The 22,049-nt window shown below is 57.3% G+C and carries 20 protein-coding genes and 1 pseudogene; 11 read left to right on the top strand and 10 right to left on the bottom strand.

What is annotated here, in order from left to right; all coding sequences use genetic code 11:
- Window position 1: 1 nt before the first annotated feature.
- A complete protein-coding gene (locus AC07VR_RS19875; RefSeq protein ID WP_495012280.1) occupies window positions 2-1,348 on the bottom strand; it encodes an MFS transporter in 1,347 nt (448 codons plus the stop codon).
- Window positions 1,349-1,532: 184 nt separating this feature from the next.
- Between AC07VR_RS19875 and AC07VR_RS19870 the strand changes: the two genes are divergently transcribed.
- The 4 genes from AC07VR_RS19870 to AC07VR_RS19855 all read left to right on the top strand — a co-directional run bounded on the left by AC07VR_RS19870 (window position 1,533) and on the right by AC07VR_RS19855 (window position 6,434).
- Window positions 1,533-2,423, top strand: a complete 891-nt coding sequence (locus AC07VR_RS19870; RefSeq protein WP_494991676.1) for a LysR family transcriptional regulator — start codon at window positions 1,533-1,535, stop codon at window positions 2,421-2,423.
- Window positions 2,424-2,559: 136 nt separating this feature from the next.
- Window positions 2,560-4,146, top strand: coding sequence for a benzoylformate decarboxylase (mdlC, locus tag AC07VR_RS19865; RefSeq protein ID WP_495012279.1), 1,587 nt, complete (start codon window positions 2,560-2,562; stop codon window positions 4,144-4,146).
- Window positions 4,147-4,158: 12 nt separating this feature from the next.
- Window positions 4,159-5,352: an alpha-hydroxy-acid oxidizing protein gene (locus AC07VR_RS19860; RefSeq protein WP_495012278.1), complete on the top strand. Its 1,194-nt coding sequence runs from the start codon at window positions 4,159-4,161 to the stop codon at window positions 5,350-5,352.
- A gap of 2 nt (window positions 5,353-5,354) precedes the next feature.
- Window positions 5,355-6,434, top strand: coding sequence for an enolase C-terminal domain-like protein (locus AC07VR_RS19855; protein WP_495012277.1), 1,080 nt, complete (start codon window positions 5,355-5,357; stop codon window positions 6,432-6,434).
- Window positions 6,435-6,579: 145 nt separating this feature from the next.
- Here AC07VR_RS19855 and AC07VR_RS19850 read toward each other — a convergent pair whose 3' ends face one another.
- The 4 genes from AC07VR_RS19850 to AC07VR_RS19835 all read right to left on the bottom strand — a co-directional run bounded on the left by AC07VR_RS19850 (window position 6,580) and on the right by AC07VR_RS19835 (window position 10,893).
- A complete protein-coding gene (locus tag AC07VR_RS19850) occupies window positions 6,580-7,632 on the bottom strand; it encodes a carbon-nitrogen hydrolase family protein (RefSeq protein ID WP_495012276.1) in 1,053 nt (350 codons plus the stop codon).
- Between the two features lie 19 nt (window positions 7,633-7,651).
- Window positions 7,652-8,557, bottom strand: coding sequence for a transporter (locus tag AC07VR_RS19845; protein WP_494991681.1), 906 nt, complete (start codon window positions 8,555-8,557; stop codon window positions 7,652-7,654).
- Window positions 8,558-8,602: 45 nt separating this feature from the next.
- Entirely contained in the window at window positions 8,603-10,108 is a 1,506-nt protein-coding gene (iaaH, locus tag AC07VR_RS19840; protein WP_495012275.1) for an indoleacetamide hydrolase, read from the bottom strand.
- Between the two features lie 95 nt (window positions 10,109-10,203).
- On the bottom strand, window positions 10,204-10,893 hold the full coding sequence (locus AC07VR_RS19835) for a helix-turn-helix domain-containing protein (protein ID WP_494991683.1): 690 nt from the start codon (window positions 10,891-10,893) through the stop codon (window positions 10,204-10,206).
- Between the two features lie 693 nt (window positions 10,894-11,586).
- Between AC07VR_RS19835 and AC07VR_RS19830 the strand changes: the two genes are divergently transcribed.
- Together AC07VR_RS19830 and AC07VR_RS19825 are read left to right on the top strand one after the other, a co-directional pair.
- Window positions 11,587-12,924, top strand: coding sequence for an MFS transporter (locus AC07VR_RS19830; RefSeq protein WP_495012274.1), 1,338 nt, complete (start codon window positions 11,587-11,589; stop codon window positions 12,922-12,924).
- Between the two features lie 76 nt (window positions 12,925-13,000).
- Window positions 13,001-13,090 (top strand): annotated as a pseudogene (locus tag AC07VR_RS19825) (hypothetical protein); the annotation flags it as partial.
- Between the two features lie 54 nt (window positions 13,091-13,144).
- Here AC07VR_RS19825 and AC07VR_RS19820 read toward each other — a convergent pair.
- Window positions 13,145-13,762, bottom strand: coding sequence for a TetR/AcrR family transcriptional regulator (locus AC07VR_RS19820; RefSeq protein WP_495012273.1), 618 nt, complete (start codon window positions 13,760-13,762; stop codon window positions 13,145-13,147).
- Between the two features lie 227 nt (window positions 13,763-13,989).
- Here AC07VR_RS19820 and AC07VR_RS19815 point away from each other — a divergent pair, with 227 nt between their 5' ends.
- The 5 genes from AC07VR_RS19815 to AC07VR_RS19795 are packed head-to-tail and all read left to right on the top strand — an operon-like array spanning window position 13,990 to window position 18,160.
- The gene (locus AC07VR_RS19815; RefSeq protein ID WP_494991685.1) at window positions 13,990-14,652 is read left to right on the top strand and encodes a DUF3313 domain-containing protein; all 663 of its coding nucleotides are present in this window, start codon (window positions 13,990-13,992) and stop codon (window positions 14,650-14,652) included.
- 8 nt (window positions 14,653-14,660) lie between these two features.
- Window positions 14,661-15,287: a paraquat-inducible protein A gene (locus AC07VR_RS19810; RefSeq protein WP_494991686.1), complete on the top strand. Its 627-nt coding sequence runs from the start codon at window positions 14,661-14,663 to the stop codon at window positions 15,285-15,287.
- A complete protein-coding gene (locus AC07VR_RS19805) occupies window positions 15,284-15,922 on the top strand; it encodes a paraquat-inducible protein A (protein ID WP_495012272.1) in 639 nt (212 codons plus the stop codon). The genes AC07VR_RS19810 and AC07VR_RS19805 overlap by 4 nt, the downstream gene beginning before the upstream one ends.
- The gene (locus AC07VR_RS19800) at window positions 15,906-17,555 is read left to right on the top strand and encodes a PqiB family protein (protein ID WP_495012271.1); all 1,650 of its coding nucleotides are present in this window, start codon (window positions 15,906-15,908) and stop codon (window positions 17,553-17,555) included. The genes AC07VR_RS19805 and AC07VR_RS19800 overlap by 17 nt, the downstream gene beginning before the upstream one ends.
- A complete protein-coding gene (locus AC07VR_RS19795) occupies window positions 17,552-18,160 on the top strand; it encodes a PqiC family protein (protein WP_494991689.1) in 609 nt (202 codons plus the stop codon). The genes AC07VR_RS19800 and AC07VR_RS19795 overlap by 4 nt, the downstream gene beginning before the upstream one ends.
- Window positions 18,161-18,227: 67 nt before the next feature.
- Here AC07VR_RS19795 and AC07VR_RS19790 read toward each other — a convergent pair whose 3' ends face one another.
- From AC07VR_RS19790 to AC07VR_RS19775, 4 genes are all read right to left on the bottom strand, one after another.
- On the bottom strand, window positions 18,228-19,001 hold the full coding sequence (locus AC07VR_RS19790; RefSeq protein WP_495012270.1) for an L-iditol 2-dehydrogenase: 774 nt from the start codon (window positions 18,999-19,001) through the stop codon (window positions 18,228-18,230).
- Between the two features lie 66 nt (window positions 19,002-19,067).
- On the bottom strand, window positions 19,068-20,165 hold the full coding sequence (locus AC07VR_RS19785) for an ABC transporter ATP-binding protein (protein ID WP_495012269.1): 1,098 nt from the start codon (window positions 20,163-20,165) through the stop codon (window positions 19,068-19,070).
- 70 nt (window positions 20,166-20,235) lie between these two features.
- On the bottom strand, window positions 20,236-21,066 hold the full coding sequence (locus tag AC07VR_RS19780) for a carbohydrate ABC transporter permease (protein ID WP_494995305.1): 831 nt from the start codon (window positions 21,064-21,066) through the stop codon (window positions 20,236-20,238).
- Window positions 21,067-21,076: 10 nt separating this feature from the next.
- A complete protein-coding gene (locus tag AC07VR_RS19775) occupies window positions 21,077-22,003 on the bottom strand; it encodes a carbohydrate ABC transporter permease (RefSeq protein ID WP_495012268.1) in 927 nt (308 codons plus the stop codon).
- Window positions 22,004-22,049 lie beyond the last annotated feature (46 nt).

The raw sequence follows: 22,049 nt of genomic DNA, 5'->3' as shown, positions 1-22,049 counted from the left end.
ATCAGACATTCTCCGTCGGGCGAGTGTGTGCCAAGGGAAGCTCAGCGGACTTCTGTGAGACCAACAGCACAGCAATTACCGCGATCACTCCAGGAAGAGCAAAGACCAGAAAATTGTGCTCAAAGGGCAAGCTCAGGCTGAACAGAAAGCCTCCCAGCAATGGCCCTGCCACAGCGCCGCAACGGCCAATTGCAGCAGCCATGCTGACGCCGGTGGAACGAACCCGGGATGGATAAAGATCGGCGGCCAGGGTATGAACTACAGAGAGGCAGCCCACGGTTGAGCCGCCTGCGATCAGCAACAAGGCATAGAGCGTGGTCGCGTCCGGCTTGATGCCCAACATCGATATGGATACGGCAGCCAAGGCGAAGAACAGCGCCAGTGTCGCTTTGCAACCCCAACGATCGGCCAGCACACCGCTGATCAAGGTGCCGATCAGGGAACCGACGTTCATCACCACCAGAAACACAATGCTGGAGCCCAATGGATAGCCACCGCTGCTCATCAGCTTCGGCAGCCAGGTGTTCAGGCCATAGACCATCAGCATGCACATACCAAAACTCAACCACAGCATCAATGTGCTGAACCCCCGGCCATTGCCAAACAACGCCGACAGCGACGTTTTGCCAGCGCCCGCGTCAGCAGCCGACTCCAACACATAGGTCACCGCGCCAACGGGATTGTGATCCCGGTTGATCCGACGCAACATCTTGGCAACCTCCTCCTGGCGGTTACGATGCAGCAGGTAGGCCACCGACTCGGGCAGGGTCTTGTAGAGCAATGGCAGGGACAAAAACGACAGGCCCGCGACGTAGAACGGCGAATGCCAACCCAGGTGCGGGATCAGATAGATACCAGCCAGGCCGGAAAGCAGCCCACCGATGGCGAAGAAGCTGAGCATCAAGTTGATAAGGCGATTGCGGCATGAACCCGGCGACATTTCTTTGAGGATGGTCACGAGGTTGGGCACAACGCCTCCCAGCCCTGCGCCTGTGAGGAAACGGCACAAGGCGAAGCTGGTGGCGTCGGTGGCAAAGGCATTGGACAGCGCCGCCAGGCTGAACAAGGCAACGCAGAAAAGGATGATGCGACGCCTGCCGAAGCGGTCGGCCTGGGTGCCCAGGGTGACTGCACCAAACATCATCCCGACCATGGAGCTGGCGCCCAATATGCCCGCTTCACCGGGTGTCAACGCCCACGCGGTCATCAGATGTGGCAGCACCGAACCGTAGATGACCAGGTCGTAGCCATCGAACATCATGATGAATGAACACCAGAAAACCAGCAGGTAGTGGAACCGATTAAGCCGTGCAGAGTTGACGACTTCCAACGCATTAATTGAGCGCATACACGTTACTCTTATTATTGTCATGGCCATGGCAGCGGGACTTGGCAGTGCGCTGTCCGGAAGTTTTACGAAGCAGTGCAGGACTACTTCGTTTGCGTTTCCAGACGATATGGATAGAATCCGAATAGATCAAATAGATAGATTTTTCGATTAAATATAAATACAAACTATATTTGGAGTGGCCGTGATCGACCTCAATCTGGTCCGGGTCTTTGTGACGATTTTCGAAACCGGCAGCGTCAGCGCCGCCGCCGAGCGCTTGCATGTGACCCAGCCGTCTGTGAGTTACGCGTTGTCTCGCCTGCGTACATTGCTGAACGAACCGTTGTTCAAACGCAGCCGGGACGGCATGCAACCCACATTCCTGGCCACGCAGCTGTATGCCAAATTCCGTTACTCACTGTCGGAGATCGAGCGGGCCATTGCCCAGACCAGCCACTTCGACCCACGGGTTTCGACTCGCGGCTTTCGCCTGGCCTTGTCCGACCTGGGCGAGGTGTTCTTTCTGCCTTACATCCTCAAGGCCTTGCAGGCGCAAGCACCCGATACCGAGCTGGAAATCATCCAGATTGACATCGACAAGCTGGGAGAGTGGCTGAGTACCGGAAAGATCGACGCGGCCATCTGTAACCGCAGCGACTCACCGCTCAATGCCAACTGTGACCTGATTTTTAGTGAGCGCTATGTGTGCCTGGTTTGTCAGGACCACCCACGCATTGGTTCGACGATGACGATGGAGCAGTACCTGGAGGAGAACCACGTGGTGGTATCCGCATTGACCGGGCACCACGTGGTGGAGGATCGTTTGCGCGAGTCAGGCTTCGAACGCAAAGTCCGATTGCGGGTGCCGCACTTCAGTGTCTTGCCGGAAGTTGTTTCCAGCAGCGACCTGCTGGTTACCCTGCCCTCACGGGTGGCGACCATGTTCGCGTCTCGCAGCCATACCCGCGTGGTGGAGCTACCCTTTAGCGTCCCGTCTATCGAAGTCAGCCTGCAATGGAATGACCATGACAGCGATATCCTTGCCCAACGTTGGTTTTGTGGGCTGTTGAAGGACACTCTGACCGGCCTCTGAGCCCAAGCGGCTGAAGCCGATCGGTTAGCCCGACAAAAATAGATATCATCTATATTTAATCGAAAAAACCATCTATTTGATCTATTCAAGACGACCTCTTACTTTTGAGGCTGACGTTTTGAGAGAGATCATCGCAATGGCATCCGTACACTCCACGACCTACGAACTGCTGCGTCGCCAAGGTATCACCACCGTCTTTGGCAACCCGGGCTCAAACGAGCTACCGTTCCTCAAGGACTTTCCAAAGGATTTCAACTACATCCTCGGTTTGCACGAGGGTGTGGTGGTCGGCATCGCCGATGGTTACGCACAGGCCAGCGGTACCCCCGGTTTCGTGAACCTGCATTCGGCCGCCGGCACCGGCAACGCCATGGGTGCGTTGAGCAATGCCTGGAACTCTCATTCCCCACTGATCATCACCGCAGGCCAGCAGACCCGCGCCATGGTTGGGGTGGAAGCGCTGTTGACCAACGTCGACGCCGCCAACCTGCCCAAGCCGCTGGTCAAATGGAGCTATGAGCCGGCCAGTGCCCAGGAAGTCCCGCACGCCATGAGTCGTGCGATCCATATGGCCTCCATGTCACCGCGCGGGCCCGTCTATTTGTCCGTGCCCTATGACGACTGGGAACGGGAAGCCGATCCACAATCTTCTCACTTGCTTGAGCGACGGGTAGTCAGTGCCGGGTTGCCGGGCGATGCCCTTCTGGCGGATCTGCTCGAGCAACTGTCGAACGCCCGCAACCCGGTGCTGGTGCTAGGGCCAGATGTCGATGCGGCAAACGCCAACAAGCATTGCGTAACATTGGCAGAACGTCTTAAAGCCCCGGTGTGGGTCGCACCGTCGGCGCCTCGCTGCCCTTTCCCGACGCGCCATCCGTGCTTTCGTGGCCTGCTGCCGGCAGGCATTGCGGCCATTGGAAAACTGCTGGAAGGTCATGACCTGGTACTGGTGCTCGGTGCACCGGTGTTTCGCTACCATCAGTACGATCCGGGTCAGTACCTGGCTCAAGGTACGCGACTGATTGCGGTTACCTGCGACCCACTGGAAGCGGCGCGGGCGCCCATGGGTGACGCCATCGTTGGCGATGTCGGCTTGATTGCCGCCGCCTTGGCCGAGCGCGTAACACCCTCCTCCCGAGCGATGCCCACAGCACTGCCACTGCCTGAGCCGGTGGAACAGCTCGCAGGCCCGCTGCACCCGGAGGTGGTGTTCGACACGCTCGACGAAATCGCTCCGCACAATGCCATTTACCTGAACGAATCCACCTCCACTACCGCGCTGATGTGGCAACGCCTGGCCATGCGCAATCCAGGCAGCTACTACTTCGCCGCTGCCGGTGGTCTGGGGTTCGCCATGCCTGCGGCAGTGGGCGTTCAACTGGCCGAGCCCGAGCGCCGTGTCATTGCGGTGATCGGCGATGGCTCGGCCAACTACAGCATCACCGCACTATGGACCGCTGTTCAATACAACATCCCGACGATTTTCATCATCATGAACAACGGGACCTACGGCGCCTTGCGCTGGTTTGCCGGGGTTCTGGAGGTCGAGAATGTACCTGGCCTGGACGTCCCGGGCATCGACTTCTGCGCCCTGGCCAAGGGCTATGGCATGCAGTCGTTCAAAGCCCAGGACCGAGGCCAACTTGAAGATGCGCTGCATCAGGCTCTGGCGCTGCACGCCCCGGTACTGATCGAAGTCAGCACATTGGCGCCGCAGAGCTGAGGAGCATCATCCATGTGGAACAATGCTCCGTTGAACGTCGCCGCCTATCGTGAGTTGGCCCGTCGGCGCTTGCCGAAAATGGTCTTCGATTACCTTGAAGGCGGTGCCGAAGACGAACAGGGCCTGCAGCACAATCGCGAGGTGTTCCAGAACGTCCGGTTCAAGCCCCGGCGGCTGGTGGATGTCAGCCAGCGTGACCTCTCGGCCAGCCTGTTCGGCAAACGTCAATCACTACCACTGTTGATCGGCCCCACTGGCCTCAATGGCGCGTTGTGGCCCGACGGCGATCTGGCCCTGGCCCGTGCGGCAAGCCGGGCGGGCATACCTTTTGTGCTGTCTACCGCCTCCAACCTGTCCATCGAAGACCTGGCCCGGCGCTGCGATGGTGAATTGTGGTTCCAGCTCTACGTGGTCCACCGCACCCTGGCCGAACAGATGGTCGAGCGAGCGCTGGCGGCTGGTTACACGACCCTGGTGCTGACCACCGACGTGGGGGTCAACGGCTACCGCGAACGCGACCTGCGCAACCAGTTCAAGATGCCGATGAGCTACACACCGCGGGTAGTACTCGACGGTTGCCTGCATCCGCGCTGGTCGCTTGATCTGGTGCGCCATGGCATGCCCGAACTGGCCAACTTTGTCAGTAGTGACGCGTCCAGCCTGGAGGTCCAGGCCGCTCTGATGAGTCGGCAGATGGACGCCAGTTTTGATTGGCAGGCGTTACGCTGGCTGCGCGACAAATGGCCCCACACCTTGCTGGTCAAGGGCCTGCTGGATGCCGACGATGCGGCCCGATGTATCGCTGAGGGCATCGACGGTGTGATTCTGTCCAACCACGGTGGACGTCAACTCGACACTGCCATCTCACCCTTCGAAGTGCTGGCTGAAACCGTGCGCAAGGTTAGCCGCCCGGTACTGATCGACAGCGGCTTCCGTCGCGGAGCCGATGTCGTCAAGGCGCTGGCCATGGGAGCCGACGCGGTGTTGCTGGGGCGCGCCACTCTATATGGCCTGGCTGCGCGGGGCGAATCCGGTGTGGACGACGTGTTACGCCTGCTCAAGGCCGATATCGATCGGACCCTGGCCCAGATCGGTTGCCCTTGCGTCGAGCAGTTGTCGCCCGAATACCTCGACCTGCCGCCTGCACCAGCACAGGCCATTTTGATACCCGCCCGGACTCATCCACTAGAACAAGCGAGAAGCTAAAGATGTGTGCTGTCAAGATCACCGGACTCAAGTCCCGAGCTGTGAATGTTCCCCTGACGTATCCCATTCATACCGCTGTCGGCACTGTCGCCACTGCCCCGTTGGTGCTATTGGATCTGACCACCGACGCTGGTGTAACCGGGCATGCCTACCTGTTCGCTTACACGCCAGTAGCACTCAAACCGCTCAAACAGATGGTCGATGACATGGCCAGTCTGATCGTCGATCAGCCCTTGGCGCCCAGTGACTTGGAACAGATGCTCAGCAAGCGCTTTTGCTTGCTGGGTTTCACTGGTCTGGTGCGAATGGCCGCCGCCGGGATCGATATGGCCGCGTGGGATGCCTTGGCCAAGACCCAGGGGGTGCCGTTGGTACAGTGTCTGGGCGGCAATCTACGGGCAGTGAAAAGCTACGACAGCCACAGCCTGGACGGTGAAGCCCTGGCAACGTCACGTGCCGTTGACGCCGCCGAAGCGGGTTTTCGCGCGGTAAAGACCAAGATCGGCTATACCAGTCTGGTCGAAGATCTGCGTGTCATTCGTAGCATGCGCCGCGCCGTAGGTGACGATTTCTCCATCATGGTCGACTACAACCAGAGCCTGAGCGTGCCCGAAGCGATCCGCCGGGGCCTGGCCCTGCAACAAGAAGGCTTGGCCTGGATCGAAGAACCGACTCTGCAGTACGACTATGTCGGTCATTCACGAATCTGCGAAGCATTGGATATACCGATTCAGATCGGCGAAAACTGGTTCGGCCCCGAAGAGATGTTCAAGGCGCTGAGCGCCGGCGCCTGCGACCTGGCGATGCCGGACATCATGAAAGTCGGTGGTGTTACCGGATGGCTCCGAGCAAGTGCGTTAGCCCAGCAATTCAGCCTGCCGCTTTCCAGCCACTTGTTCCAGGAGTTCAGTGCACACATGCTGGCAGTCTCCCCCACCGCTGACTGGCTCGAACGGCTGGACATCGCAGGAGCTGTTATAGAGCCGACTCTGACCTTCAAGAACGGGCACGCCATGATCCCAGACTTGCCAGGTGTCGGGATTGTGTGGCGCGAAACGCAGATCGATAAATTCAGTGTCTGAAGTCCCCCCTCGCAACGCTGTACCGTCAAGCAAGGAAGTGATAGCACCTATGCATGTTGCGCAATGCTTGAAATAGCACCTCCCGCCAACCCGCTTTCTCTGGATGACGGGTTGGCGGGAGGTTGCAGGTCTACTTACAACAGCTCTACTTATCGCCTTGCTTTTCTGGGCTCTCCTCGCTTCTAGTAGCATCCGTTCCCGTACCGAACGCCAACACCGAGGTCGTCGGCAACGGCTGCTGCTGGACATAATGCACACGCGTCATTGGCTCCCGGTTGACCAGCAACCGCAGCACATCAGGGCGCGAATAGTGGCCAACAGGGTCGTAGGCAGCTTTGGCCACACCGATCACCCCCAAGTCGATATCCGCATAGAGGATGCCCTCCTCTGTTTCCGCCAATGGCGTACATAGCGGTGCGCCATCCGGGCCGTAGATCATTGCGAAGCCCCCGCCTTCCAGTAGCAGCTCGGCCTTGGCAGGAGAATCAATCAGTTCGTCGAGCATTTCTTTGGACACCGTGGCACATGGCGCCAGCACAAAACACTGACCTTCCAATGCGTAGACTTGCGAGGCAGCATTATTGGCTTGGGCGCTAAGCTGAAAGGCCGCCCCCCGGTATACCGAAAAGCTAGGCCAGGCCGCGATATGCACCTGTTCGTGCTGAGCGTACATGGCGTACTTGGACAGCGGCTGGATATGCTCCGCGCAGCACAAGGCACCTAACCGACCCAAGGCAGTGTCATGCACAGCAAGGTCACTGCCGTCGCCTTCTCCGTAGACTGAGCGCTCCACGTGAGTTGGCTTGAGCTTACGCCGTGTGGCGACTACCCGCCCGCAATCGTCAATGATCGCCTGAGCCAGATACAAGGTACCGCCAGAGCGTTCTGTGAAGCCCATTACGACGTGGATCTTGTGCTGTGCCGCAGCCCTGCAGAGACGCTCGAAGGGTTCACTTCCGACCTCCAGAGCGTTGTCGAAGTTGCGCTGGACGAAGCGCATGCCACCGGCCGGTGAGTCCAGCCAGATCCACCAGGGATATCCCGGCAACCACGCTTCGGGGAAAGCCACCAGCGAGGCGCCCTCAGCCGCCGCCTGAGCAATCAGTCCAATGGCCTTGGTAATACCGGCTTCCAGGTCGAGGAACGCAGGAGCGGCCTGCACTGCGGCTACTTTGTACTGTTTCTTATGTAGGCTCATGCTTGGTCACCTTGCTTGGTCAGAAAATATGAGCCAGACGCACATTCACCCGCAGGTTTTCCTGCGGGCCATTGCTTACGTCGAGGTCTTGGCCTGCTTGGGTTTGCAGTTGTGTTTTCGGGGTAAGGAAATGCGACCAAGTCAGTAGATAGCGCCTGGTATTCAGGCTGTCGTCCAGGCTGACACCACCCAGATGATTTTCACCTCCAGTGGTGTGGAAGAAGCTGACCCCAAACTGGTCGGTGGGACTGAATACATAGCGTAAGTGCGTCTGCACTTCGAAAACCGAATCTTGACGTAATGTGCGACCGGCAAAGTCATCATTCTTGCCGAACTCATCGTGCTCCAGGGTGATTTCACCGTACAGCGTCCGAGGAATGATTGCCTGCACGTAATTGACTTCGAATATCCCTTTCCAGCGGTTCTCGCCAATGTTCATTGAGCCTTTGTCAGCATCGTAGCTACCTAACGGCAAGCCGACATAACCGCCCAGGCTGAAGTAACGCTCGTTGACCGCATCGTTGAGGAGCCAGATATTGCTGCCGATGATCGGGTCGCCAAAATTGCTTTCCGAAGCATGGCTGCCACCACTTATTTTCAGGTGGCCGTAAGGTAGGATCACCTGCGGTGTCACCAGGAAGCCGGCTAACGAAGTCCATTTCACGTATCGAGCCAGAGCTATGTCACTATTGAGGCGAAAATCCCCCGGCGCATCATGGCCGTCTACCTTCAATGTGTTGCGCTCGGCGTGTTGGTAGTAGAGAACCCCTAGATCCGTGCCCTCGGGTAAGGGAGCCGAATCTCCAGGCTCGGTGGTAACCACCCCAGCACTGGCCCCTGCGGTATACCCAATTAATAGCGTCGCCACTGCCCGCTTGAGACCATGCGCAAGACACTCGTCTTTTAGCACCGATTCACTTCTCATATCAGCTCACTCTTATAATTGGAGAGTTGGGAACAGCCTTGCGGTTTATTGCGCGGGGCCAGCCTGGTGTCCGAGGATCGATTGCATCCTCAGGCCGATAGCCAACAGGTGACCGTCAGAGTCGGGCAGTCCGTCGATTTCCAGACCAACCGGCAGCGCGCTACGTGGGCCAAGCCCAATAGGAAGTGTCAAGCCAGGCATACGAGCATTGCTGCCGGGGTCGGCGTTGCGGATCATCCGTGCAAACGCCGCAAAGGTAGTGGCTTCAGGTTCGCTTTTGATCGCCACATCGGGGGTGGTCGGAAACACCAAGGCATCGAGACGGTTGTCCTGTACGAGCGCCTGGTACATCTGCATCAGTGCCGGAACGCCTTTGTTGATCGCCCAGTCGTAGGCCGGTGCCAGATCAACGAGATTGCCATTGGCGTCAGGAAGTTTTTGCGGGGTGATGAATCGGTGAAAAATCTCCCGTACGTCAGGGCTGGAGATCTGCCGAGCCAACGTCTCGATACTGATGCCGCTGCCGCTAATCACCAGATAGCGTTGCAGGTCTAATTTGCCCTCGTACAATGCAATCGGCATCCCTACCTTGGCATCCAGTTCGAATACCCCAGACATAGAAACAGGCACCAGTTGGAACCCCGCGGCCTCAAGCTTTTTCAGCGCTTGGTCAGCGGTGGCTGCGACATCTGGATCCAGGTCTTGCCAGAACTCGGCAGGTACACCCAGCCTTATCGCGGAGGCCTTCGGTGATACTACTGGCTTCAGCCCGGTGATGACCTGATCCAGTAAAACAACATCCTCGACGCAACGTGTCATGGGCCCAGCTGTGTCCCGTGTATGGGATATCGGCGTAATGCCTTGCTGACTGTAGCGTCCCACCGTAGGCCTGAAACCTACACAGCCATTGAGTGCACACGGTTGACGGATGGATCCGCCGGTGTCGGTGCCCAAGGCCATTGGTACCAGCCTTGCGCCCACCGCACTGGCGCTGCCTGAAGACGAACCTCCGGCAATCCGTGTCGAGTCGTAGGCATTACGTACGCCAACTACTCCTGGTTCATGAAAGGCCGTGTTGTAGCCGGATGTGCCGTAGGCCAGTTCCTGCATATTGGTCTTGCCAATGACAATCGCCCCGGCGGCTATCAGGCGGTCGACGATGGGCGCGTTGGTCTTCGGATAAAAGTCGGCCAGAGCGGGGGTTCCCGCACTATTGGCGAAGCCCTTGACCTGGATATTATCCTTGATGGCGATGGGCACACCGCCCAAGGGCAGACAGGGTTTACCCTGCTGCATGCCTTGATCGTAAACGTCTGCCTGTGCCAGCGCGGCACGTGCGTCAACCGAGATGAACGCATTCAATGCCTTATGAGTCTCGATACGCGCCAACCAGCCTTCCACCAACTGGCGACTGGTAACGGTTTTCGAGCAGATCAGCTTTGCCGTTTCAACACCGGTCAATTCATAAAAATTAGCCGGTAATACTCCTGCACTCGACACGCTGGCAGCCAACGCCAACGGTGGTCCGATACCCCATTTCAACTGTCGCATCACTCGTATCCTGTCCAGTTATCGGGCCCCAATGCCCTGCCACTAAACTAACGAGCGTGCCGTTCGGCCGCTTCCTCATTAATGAGGAGGAGGTACTAGAAATGTCGAGCCAGTTGAGTGCGATTCGCGCAGTCGAGCTTGCACATGGCATTGCTCAAATGGGTTCGAACAGTGGTGAAGGCGATGCCCAATTGCCGAGCGACTTCCTTGTCGCTTGCACCGTTTGCGACCAGCCGCGCGACATCTGCCTCGCGTCCCGAAAGCCCTTGCGCATGTTGAATAGACGGTGACAGCGAACGCACGAAATAAGGTGAAAGACTATTGAGGATGCGCTCTTCCCGAAGTGTGAAGGATTGCCCTCCAGCACCTCGCCAAATGCGCAGATCGCCCACATCAACGCCCCCGTCGAAAAAGTAGATGTTGATGCCATGGTACATGCCTGCCGGCTTCAGAAAATCGACGTAGAACTCACTGCCCAGCAGCTGAGGACGAGCGATCACATTGTCCACGTTGGTAGCCGACACGCAGGCACGCAAGGCCGGAGTGACATGATCAATCTGACAGAAGTGCTGATCGTAGCTGTTCAGCATCGCATCACTGATATTGACCGCAACTCTCTGGGTCGATTTCTTGCGCTGATCATCCCAGACAAATGAGGCCGCATAGTCAGCGTCGACCAGCTCGGTCACCAGTTTAAGAACCTCTGCTCGTGCCTCAGCCTTGCCGCGATATTCAGAGAGCCGCCAGATGATTTCGGCGACGCACTCCACTTGCAGCTTGCTCAAATCTGTCGTAACCATTGTGATGAACTCTCCCCGACCGCTTGCACCAACGAAACAGCATGTGCACAGCAAGAATCAGACCCTTGCGCAGGTTACACAGATCAACGCTTCAGAGTATTCGAAGGTAGCGAGCTTTCCCTCAATGACAAAACGTTGAGGACACAGGTCCAAACTGGAAAACTTGCGAAGGTTCAACCGCGCTTTCGATGCGCATGCTCAGGGTAAACTAATGGAGTGGCTACCGATGTGCTCATTGATAAGTGAGATACTGCATACGGGCCCACATTCTCGGAGACTTGGCTGTGCTGACTCAACAGGTGCGTGTTCATGTCCGGATTACTCTGATTATTGTTATGGACCATTAATCGTGCTCATCGAAAAACAGAGCGAAGGGAATTACTCGATTTTATGGTTAAAAGAACGATATTAGCAGTGTCGTTACAGCGCAAATAGATAGTTTGACGAATGCATATAGCCCGTCTTTATAATCATCTCGATAGCCAAAAGCTCTGTAAAACTCTGAAAGCACCCTTTGCAATAGCTGGCGCTCACTAGCACTCGCCAAATCATACCTTTTAGGTATCGTACAGCACCAAAATGATATTAGACGCTGACAAGCGCCACACTTAGTCTCTGACTAGGCAGGCTCCGCCTGCGCACAAAAATTATAAAAATGCCTTAGTGATCGGAGCAGCCATGAGCACTCATTACTCCATTCCCGAGTTGATCGATAACACTCGATTCAGCGCTTTTCAGTGGCGAGTTTTTGGCCTCTGTTTTTTCGTAGCCATTTTAGACGGATTCGACACTCAAGCGATTGCATTCACCGGCCCCTCGATCATTCAGGCATTCGGACTTGGAGCAGGGGCTTTGGCGCCTATTCTGACAGCAGGAGTTGTCGGTATGGTGCTGGGGGCAATGGTACTGGGCTTGATGGGCGACAAATTCGGTCGACGACCGACGATTATCGGGTCAGTAGCATTATTTGCTGTCGCGTCCCTAGCGACTGCATTTGCACAGACTACGGACCAGATTCTGGTCTTGCGATTTATCGCAGGGCTTGGAATGGGCGGCGCAACACCCGTAGTACTATCGCTCGCGGCCGAGTACGGCTGCGCTAAACATCGTGGCACGATCATGACCACGGTTTTACTTGGTTTGCCCGCAGGAGCCATTCTGGGAGGGTTGTTAGCGGCCAAAATGCTGCCGTCTATTGGCTGGCAAGGCATCTTTGCAGTCGGCGGCATCGTACCGCTGGTGCTGTTGGCTGTATTGATATTTGCACTGCCAGAGTCGTTGTATTTTTTAACGAGACACCGGGCGAATATCAGTCGTAAAAAGATTGAGAAAATTGTCGCTAAAATCACCAAAAACCAAATCTCCCCAGGCAGTACCTATAGTGTCCCAGAGATGGATTTAAAAACTAGAGTGACCTCCTTGTTCTCTGGCGGGCTAGCGCGTAATACCTTTGGAATATGGATTATCTACCTTTTTAACTGGGTTGCATGGTTCATGTTTCTGTCCTGGTTACCCACCGTTTTCAAAGCCACCGGACTACCAGCAGAGCAGGCGCCAATGGGCACTGTTGCGGTCAACGCGGTGTTTGTTGTTTGTGCTATTCCCCTCTCGATCATCTTGCCGAAAGTTAACACTCGGCTGTTGCTGCTGGTCTTGTTTCTTTTTGGTATTGCTCTGTGCCTGGGCCTGGCTAACAGTGGTAACAACTGGACATTGGTTTTCATCCTCGCCGGCTTAGCAGGCTTAGGTATTGGTGGTCAGCAAATCGTATTGAACTACATGGTTGCCCAGGCGTATCCCACTGCATTGCGTGCAACTGCAACAGGCTGGGCGATTGCACTGGGTCGAGTAGGGGCCATTATTGGATCAGCAAGCGGCGGTTGGTTTCTCGAACACGGTGGTCCCGCGGGCTATTACTCAGCGCTGATTGTGCCATTGGCAATTGCGGCGACAGGGCTCATGATCGTTCGCGCCCAACCAGATGCGGTAGAAGGTCAGTCACTCGCAGCGCATTGAACACTGTAACCGGCAACGGCTGCTGAAAATAATGCACATGTCATTGGCTCGTGGTTGACCAGGGTCGTAGGCAGATTATCGTCTGCAGGTGCGAGACAATGGCCCAGGTATCGACCGGCCAATCCGAGTCCATTTGTTTGAGCCATTCTTAACCAATAAGCACGGCTAAGCTGACCTCCTGATGCTTTACGACAGCCTTGCTACCGCTGCTGGCGGTAGCCTAGCGAGGAGCGGCACCCAATAGAAACATTTCTACCGCTCGACCGACCAGCTCTTGAATCTGCCCAACTTCCAAAGGCTCTGAACTGGGTTGATAAAGCCTTACCTGTACCTCAGCTGTTAACAATGCCAGGAATTGTGCGGCTTTAACCTGAGGGTCTGCCTGGCGTAGCTCACCACGGGTCATGGCGTCGCGCATCCAGCTCGACAATACCGCATTACAATCGCTTGGCCCGGCCTCGTAGAACAGCATGCCGATATTGGAGCGCCCTGCCTCGGCCATGACCATCCGGTAAACCGCCAGTGCGCTGCTCTCGTTGGTCAACACGAATAACATGCGCTCGCCAAAGCGCGTCAGCGCCTGCTCGAGCGTGACGTTATCCCGGTCATGGGCGGACAGTTGCGCCACCGCCTCTGATAAATGCACGGTCGCAACCGAACGAACGACTTCTACAAACAACTCTTCCTTGGAAGGGAAATAGCCATACAGCGTGGCTTTTGAACCACCCAACCTTTTGGTCAATTCGTTCATCGACGCACGCTCGTAGCCCACCTCCTGAAACAGAACCGCCGCGGCTTCAACGATTGCTTCGCGGCGCGCCTGCGTCCTTACCTTCATCACAACTCTCGCTCTGTAAGTGAACCGACGTGTACATTTTCGCTTGACAGGCATTTGCGTGCCGCGCAAGAATTAAAAGCGTACCAACTGGTTCAGTTTTGATTTAAAAAACCACTGTACTGCGCAGGCCTTTCAAAAACAAGGAAAGGCTGGGTCGCAACCGGCACCTGTGAATGCCAAAACCGCTTTATCTCACCTGATCACGCTTCTTCAAACAGGGTTCTGACATGTACAAAATGCTCAAGGCTTCTCGACTGGCAATGCTGACGGTCACCCTGGCCATGGCCGGATGTGCCGGGACATCGCCGTCTTTGTATTCGGACATCGATTCCTCGGCACGCCTGGCGCCGAACACCGATGATGACTCCGACCGCGTGCCTTATATCTATAAGGCTAACGTGGACTGGAGCAAATACTCCGCGGTCATTCTCGAGCCGATCACGGTCTATCAAGCGCCGGACAATCAATTCGGCAACCTTACTCAAGCAGACAAACAAACCCTCACTCAGTACATGCACCGCCAGTTCAGCGAACGCTTGCAAGAGCGCTTCAAGTTAACGCGGGTAGCGGCGCCCAATGCCCTGCGAGTCAAACTGACCTTGACCGGTGCGCAAACCACTACGCCCTTTTTCGGCACATTCACGCGATTCGATCTGGCAGGCGGCCCTTACAACATCGTGCAATCCATTCGCGGGAAAGAGGGTTCGTTTACCGGCTCGGTCAGTTATGCGGTGGAGATTTACGACTCGTCCAACAACCGCCTGCTTAACGCTTACGTGACCAAGCAATACCCGAACTCGCTGAACATCAGCGCGACTCGGGGATCGCTGAGCGCCGCACAAACGGGGATCGATAAAGGCGCGGACGCGCTCGTCGCCCAGTTCGAATAACACCGCCCATGAAAACGTACCCGTACCTGATCGCCTGCGAGCATTGCGACACGGTGTATCAACGCTTCGCCGTGACTTCAGGAGAAGTGGCGCGATGCCGGCGATGCTCGGCCGTCTTGTATCGTGGGGGCCTACTGGACATCGACCGATGGCTGGCGTTGACCGTCGCAGCGGCCATCGCCTTCGTGATCACCAACGCGTGCCCGGTCATCCGCATCAGTTTCCATGGTCTGCACAACGAAGCGACACTTTGGGACGCGGCTGCCGCGCTCGCGCACAGCTCGGCGTCCCCCATCGCGGCGTTGGCCGCGTTTTCGATCATCGTCGCACCACTGCTGCAGATCGCCCTGTTGGGCTGGGTGCTGGGGTTCGCCCGGGCCGGGCGAAGGGCGCCCGGTTTCTCTCAGGTCATGAGGCTGCTCATCCATTTGCGCCCCTGGTGCATGATTGAAGTCTGCATGCTCGGCACCTTGGTCGCGGTGATCAAACTCTCAAGCTTTCTGCAGGTGCTGCCGGGTGCGGGTATCTGGGGCATGGCCGTGTTGATGGCGCTGCTCGCGTTGATCGCCAACCGGGACATGCGATGGCTGTGGGAGCTGAGCGCGCAGCTACATGGCAATGAGGTGAGAGCTTGAAATACTCACCGCGTGCCGCGCATCTGGGCGTCGTCGCCTGCCATCTGTGTGGGCTGGTCTGTGAGAGCGTCCCCGATCAAGGCGAGCCCGCTCGATGCCCGCGCTGCCGCTCAAGGCTTCATCGACGACGCCCGGACAGCATTGCGCGAGGCTGGGCCTTTCTGTTGGCGGGCCTCATTGCCTATATTCCCGCCAATGTTCTGCCGGTGATGTACTCCAGCCTGTTCGGTCATGGCAGCGAGAGCACCATCCTGCACGGGGTTATCGAGTTCTGGGAATCGGGCTCTTACGGCATCGCATTGGCTATTTTCATCGCCAGCGTGGTGGTGCCCTGCACCAAGTTTCTGGTACTCGGCACTTTGCTGTTCACCGCACAGCAGCGCAGTCTCCGGGCAATGCGTGAGCGCGTCCGTCTCTACCGCCTGGTCGAGTTGATCGGTTACTGGTCGATGCTCGACGTGTTGGTGGTCGCCGTCGTTGCCGCACTCGTCCAGTTTCAGGCGCTAAGTACCATCGAACCTCGCATAGGCATTTTCTTCTTTGGCCTGATGGTGATCCTCACCATGCTCTCGGCCATGAGTTTCGACCCACGTCTGATCTGGGATGGTGAACAAGCCGATGCGTCACATGCCTGACAACACCCATGATTTGCCACACCCTCCGATGGTGAGCAGGCGTCGTGGAATATCCCTCGTCTGGCTGGTGCCTCTGGTCGCCGCACTGATCGGGCTTTCGATGTTGATGCGTGCCTGGCTGTCGGCCGGCCCGCAAATCACCCTGACCTTTCAAACAGCCACGGGCTTGGAAGCCGGCAAGACACCGGTCAAATACAAAGACGTTACGGTCGGCAGCGTCTCCTCTATCACCTTGAGCGATGATCGCTCCCATGTACTGGTCACCGCCTCCTTGGTCGAAAGCGCCGAAAGCCTCGCACGCGAGGACACGCGTTTCTGGGTCGTGCGGCCACGTATTGGCGCCCGCGGTATCTCCGGTGTGGATACGTTACTGTCCGGCGCTTACATCGGTATGGACACCGGGATATCCTCAAAACCTGCCAGCACGTTTACCGGCCTGGAATCACCACCCACCCTCATCACGGGCATGCCGGGCAAGGTCTTTACCATTCGCACTGCTGCGCTTAAATCACTGGATATTGATTCGCCTGTCTACTACAGAGATATCAAGGTCGGGCGGGTGGTGTCGTACCAGCTGGACAGCGACGGCAAGGGCGTGAGCCTGCAAGTCTTCATCGACGAGCCCTACGATCGCTTTGTGACCACGGATACGCGCTTCTGGAATGCCAGTGGCGTGGACCTTTCACTCGGCGCCGAAGGGCTGAAAGTCAAAACCCAATCTATGGCTGCCATCGTGGCGGGCGGTATTGCTTTCTCAGCACCCGATTACAGTCGCGCCGAACCCGCCACGGCCAAAGCGCAATTTACACTGGCGCAAGATCAGCAAAGTGCCATGGTGCAACCGGATGGCCCGGCCCATTACATCCAGCTTCGTTTTGACCAGTCACTGCGTGGCTTGACTGTCGGCGCACCGGTGGAGTTCTCATCCGTCACTGTCGGCCGAGTCGTCTCGATGAACCTCGACTACGATCCCTCCCGGCAGCGCTTTCCGACGATCGTCGGCATAGAGGTTTATCAACAGCGATTGGGACGAGTGCAGGAGAAGCTTCCCAAACCCGAAGGCGACCGAGAGCAACAGGCGGCTACATTTTTGCGCGGTATGGTCGAACAGGGTTTGCGCGCGCAAGTACGCTCGAGCAACCTGCTGACAGGTCAGCTCTATGTAGCACTCGACTATGTGCCAAACGCGCCGCGGGTTACGTTCGATACCCGCGCGCGCCCGCTCAACATTCCAACCATCCCCAGCAGTTTCGACCACCTGCAAGAACAACTGGCCAGCATCATCGGCAAGGTCGACAAACTCCCGCTCGACTCCATCGCCCGGCATCTGGACGCGACTCTGGTTGGCCTGGACAAGACCCTGCACCAGGTCAATGAGCACGTGCTGCCGGAGACGACTCAGACATTGCAGCAGACTCACAAAACCCTGGGCGCGATGCAGAGTTTGATGGATGGGGACGCGCCGATACCACAAGCACTGGGCCAGACACTGCAAGAGGTGAAACGCGCCGCGCTTTCTTTTCGCGTGCTGACCGACCTGCTGGGCCGCCATCCGGAATCCTTGCTGCGCGGCCGGCCAGATGATCAACCAACCCCTCGCCCCCTCCCGGCTTCCCAGGAATTGTCACAATGAGCATTGCAGCCCGTTTTGGCTTTATTGCCCTGATCGTCGGGCTGACCGGGTGCGCCTCAACGCCCATCCATTATCACACTCTCGTTTCACCATCCTCCGTGACTTCGACCCACCTTCCCCCCGTTCCCTTCCTGATCGATGTCATGGCAGTGGGTGTACCGGTTCAGATCGACCAGCCGCAGTGGGTGGTGCGCCTCGGCGCAAACAATGTCGGCGTGCTTGAAGGCGAACGCTGGGGCGCGCCGCTGAGTGACGAGCTGCACAGCGCACTCTCCGCCGAGCTAACACAACGCCTCAATACCCAGGATATTTCCGGGCTGACAGCGTCGTCGGATAAACCGGTGCTTAGAATAAAGGTACAGGTTCGACGCTTCGATAACTGGCCCGGTCGCCAAGTCGAGCTACAGGCGAATTGGAGTTTGAGTTTTGCCGGTGACACGCCCTCTGCCCGCTTGCTGTGCCAAGGCCGGTTCAGGGAAGACGCACTCGACGGTTATCCGCAACTGGCCACCGCACAACAACGCATAGCGGCCGCGCTGGGCAAAAAGATCGCCGAGGATGCGCGTGCGTGGTCACTGCCGCGAAGCACAGCTTGCGCGCATTAGCTCCATCGTGGGTGCGTCATGAGGAGGGCGTGCAATAGGCCCCGCCATCCTCCGTGAGCCCCACCACTCAACTCATCCAATTCCCGCCATCGACGTTGTACGTTTGTGCAACTACGTACTCGCTTTCGTTTGAAGCCAGGAAAATGGCCATTCCCGTCAGGTCTTCTGCGGTTCCCATCCGTCCAAAGGGCACCTCCTGCCCCACCAGCCTTTTCTTTTCACCCAATGGCCGATTCTCATACTGGGCGAACATTGCATCGACGCCATCCCAGTGCTCACCGTCCACGACCCCTGGCGCGATGGCATTCACATTGATCCGGTGCTTGATCAGATCCAGACCTGCCGATTGAGTAAGGCTGATAACGGCTGCTTTGGTTGCGCAATACACACCCACAAGCGCCTCCCCTCTCCTGCCTGCCTGGCTGGCCATGTTGATGATCTTGCCACCATGCCCCTGGCTGATCATCTGTCGGGCCGCTGCCTGCAGAGTGAAAAGCGTTCCTGCAACATTGATCGAAAACAGGCGCTCGTAACTCTCACGGGTGATATCGACAATGGGTGCAAGATCGAACAATGCGGCGTTGTTGATCAAGATATCCAGCTTACCCGTCTGCGCTATCACGGCGGCAATGGCATCATCGATAGACGCCTGATTGGTAACATCCATCTCGACAGCGTAAGCATTTGGCCCAAGCTCGGCGGACGTAGCCCGGGCGCGCTCAAGATTGATGTCAGCGATGGCGACTGTTGCCCCTTCACTGATATAGGCCTGAGCAAAAGAACGTCCGATGCCTCGGGCCGATCCAGTAACAAGAGCACTTTTACCTTCTAGTCGTTTCATTGATTGTTCATCCGTTTGCTTGAATATCGGGTTCGCCCAACCGAGGGCATTGGAGTGTCAATAGGGTCAGGCGGCAAGACGTGCCAGCGGGGCTACAGCTTTCCCGTGCTCGTCGAACAAATGGCAATGCTGGACATCCAGCGCAACCCATCGCTGTTCTCCATACACCACTTCACAATCGCCATTGACTCGTACGGTGAGTGCTTCACCGGACTTGGCGACGACGTGGCAGAAGGTGTCACTACCCAGGCGTTCGGTGACATCGGTGGTGATGGGCAGTTGCCCTAGATCATCCAGACTGAGGTGTTCGGGACGTATGCCCACGGTGACCTCATTGCCTACAGCCAAAGTGCTTCCGTCACGAGGGATGAGCAGACGTCGACCGGATGCCAGCTCGACCTCTACGCCCTGATAGTTATTGGCAGTTACCGTGGCTTTGAGAAAGCCCATTTTCGGAGTGCCGAGGAATCCTGCTACGAACAGATTCGCGGGTTGGTGATAAAGCTCAAGGGGTGAGCCAATCTGCTCAATTCGACCGCTATTGAGCACCACCACCTTAGTAGCGAGCGTCATGGCCTCGACCTGGTCATGAGTCACGTAGATCATGGTGGCTTGCAATTCTTTGTGCAGCCGGGACAGCTCCAAACGCATCTGCACCCGCAGGGCGGCGTCGAGGTTGGACAGTGGCTCGTCGAACAGGAAGATCTTCGGGTTGCGCACGATGGCGCGACCGATGGCGACTCGTTGGCGCTGGCCGCCGGACAGCTGTTTCGGCTTACGCTCCAACAGGCGTTCCAGCTCCAGGATCCGTGCGGCCTCAGTGACCTTGCGCTCGACGTCCTGCTTGTTGTCACCCGCGAGATCCAGCGCGAAGGACATGTTCTTGCGCACCGTCATGTGCGGGTACAAGGCGTAGGTCTGAAAGACCATCGCCAGGTCGCGCTTGGCCGGGCTGACTTCGGTGATGTCGCGACCATCCAGTTCGATAGTGCCACTGGTGACCTCCTCCAGACCGGCGATTAGCCGCAGCAGGGTGGATTTGCCGCAGCCCGATGGGCCGACGAATACCACGAACTCTTTATCGCGGACTTCGAGATCAATGCCCTTGATGATGGACAAACCTTCGAAACCTTTTTTCAGATTTTTTATTCTCAGAGTGGCCATGAAATGAATCTCCGATTTGTTAGTTTCAGTTCGCACGAACCTTCAATTCGCGCTCGCAAAAATCTCTTGGTTATTTGACGGCGCCGAACGACAGGCCGCGCACCAGCTGTTTCTGACTGATCCAGCCGAAGATCAGGATCGGCGCGCAGGCCAGCGTCGACACCGCCGACAACTTGGCCCAGAACAACCCTTCGGGGCTTGAATAGGAGGCGATCAACGCGGTCAGCGGCGCGGCTTTCGACGAGGTGAGGTTCAGCGACCAGAACGCTTCGTTCCAGCACAGGATCAGCGACAGCAGCACGGTGGACGCCAGGCCGCCCTTGGCAATCGGCAGCAGCACCCGAAGCATTTCCTGAGCGAGCGTGGCGCCGTCCAGTCGCGCGGCTTCGAGGATGTCTTTAGGAATGTCCTTGAAGTAGGTGTAAATCATCCAGACCACGATCGGCAGGTTGATCAGCGTGTAGATCACGATCAGCGCGATGCGCGTGTCGAGCAGGCCGAAACTCTTGGCCAGCAGGTAGATCGGCATCAGCACGCCCACCGGCGGCAGCATCTTGGTCGAGAGCATCCACAGCAACGTGCCTTTGGTGCGTTGGGTTTCGTAGAACGCCATGGAGTAAGCCGCCGGCACCGCAATCAGCAGGCACAGGGCCGTGGCACTGAAGGAAATCACCACGGAGTTCCAGGCGAAACTGAAGTAGTCGCTACGCTCGTTGATGTGCAGGTAGTTCTCCAGCGTCGGGGTGAAGAGGAACTGCGGCGGCGTGGCGAAGGCGTCGATTTCGGTTTTGAAACTGGTCAGCACCATCCAGAAAATCGGGAAGAAAATCAGGATCGCGATGGCCCAGGCCAGAGTGCCCAGCAGCAGGCTTTGCAGACGACGGGATTGTTGAAGGGTCATGGTGCAGGCCTCAAGGCTTGTCAGTCAGGTTTTTGCCGATCATCCGGACCAGCATGATCGCCGCGATATTGGCAATCACCACCGCGATCAAGCCGCCGGCCGACGCCATGCCGACATCGAACTGCACCAGCGCCTGGTTGTAGATCAGGTAGGCGAGGTTGGTCGAGGCATAGCCGGGGCCGCCGTTGGTGGTGGTGAAGATTTCGGCGAACACCGAGAGCAGGAAGATGGTTTCGATCATCACCACCACCGCAATCGGCCGCGCCAGGTGCGGCAGGGTCAGGTGCCAGAAAATCGCGATCGGCCCGGCACCGTCCAGGCGCGCGGCTTCTTTCTGTTCCTGGTCGAGGGACTGCATGGCGGTCATCAGGATCAGGATCGCGAAGGGCAGCCATTGCCACGAGACAATGATGATGATCGACAGCAGCGGGTAATGCGCCAGCCAGTCCACCGGTTGCGCGCCGAACAGCCTCCAGACGTAGGCGAGAATCCCCGACACCGGATGGAAAATCAGGTTCTTCCAGATCAACGCACCCACGGTGGGCATGATGAAAAACGGTGAGATCAGCAGTACGCGGACGATGCCGCGCCCGAGAAACTCGCTGGCCTCCAGCAAGGCACTGATCAACACCCCCAGCACCACGCTGATCAGCAGCACGCTGCCGACCAGCAACAGGGTGTTAGTGGCACCGGGCAGGAAGCCCGAATCGCTCAGGAAGTAGGTGAAGTTCTCCAGCCCCACGAACTGGTTTTCACCAGGGTAGAGCAGGCTGTAGCGGATCAGCGAAAAGTACAGGGTCATGCCCAGCGGCACGATCATCCACAGCAGTAACAGCGCCACCGAAGGGCTGACCAGAAACCAGCCGGGATTGCTCAGACGGCTTTTGCGAACCGGCTGGGGAATATCCATATGTGCTTTGAGCGTCGAAGTATTCATGGTGATCACAACCGATTGGTGACAGGCAGATGAAGATCAAATGTGG

Source organism: Pseudomonas sp. GW821-FHT02H09 (genome assembly GCF_059421425.1).
Note: the sequence above shows the minus strand (reverse complement) of the source record. Positions and strands in the feature narration are given on the sequence as shown.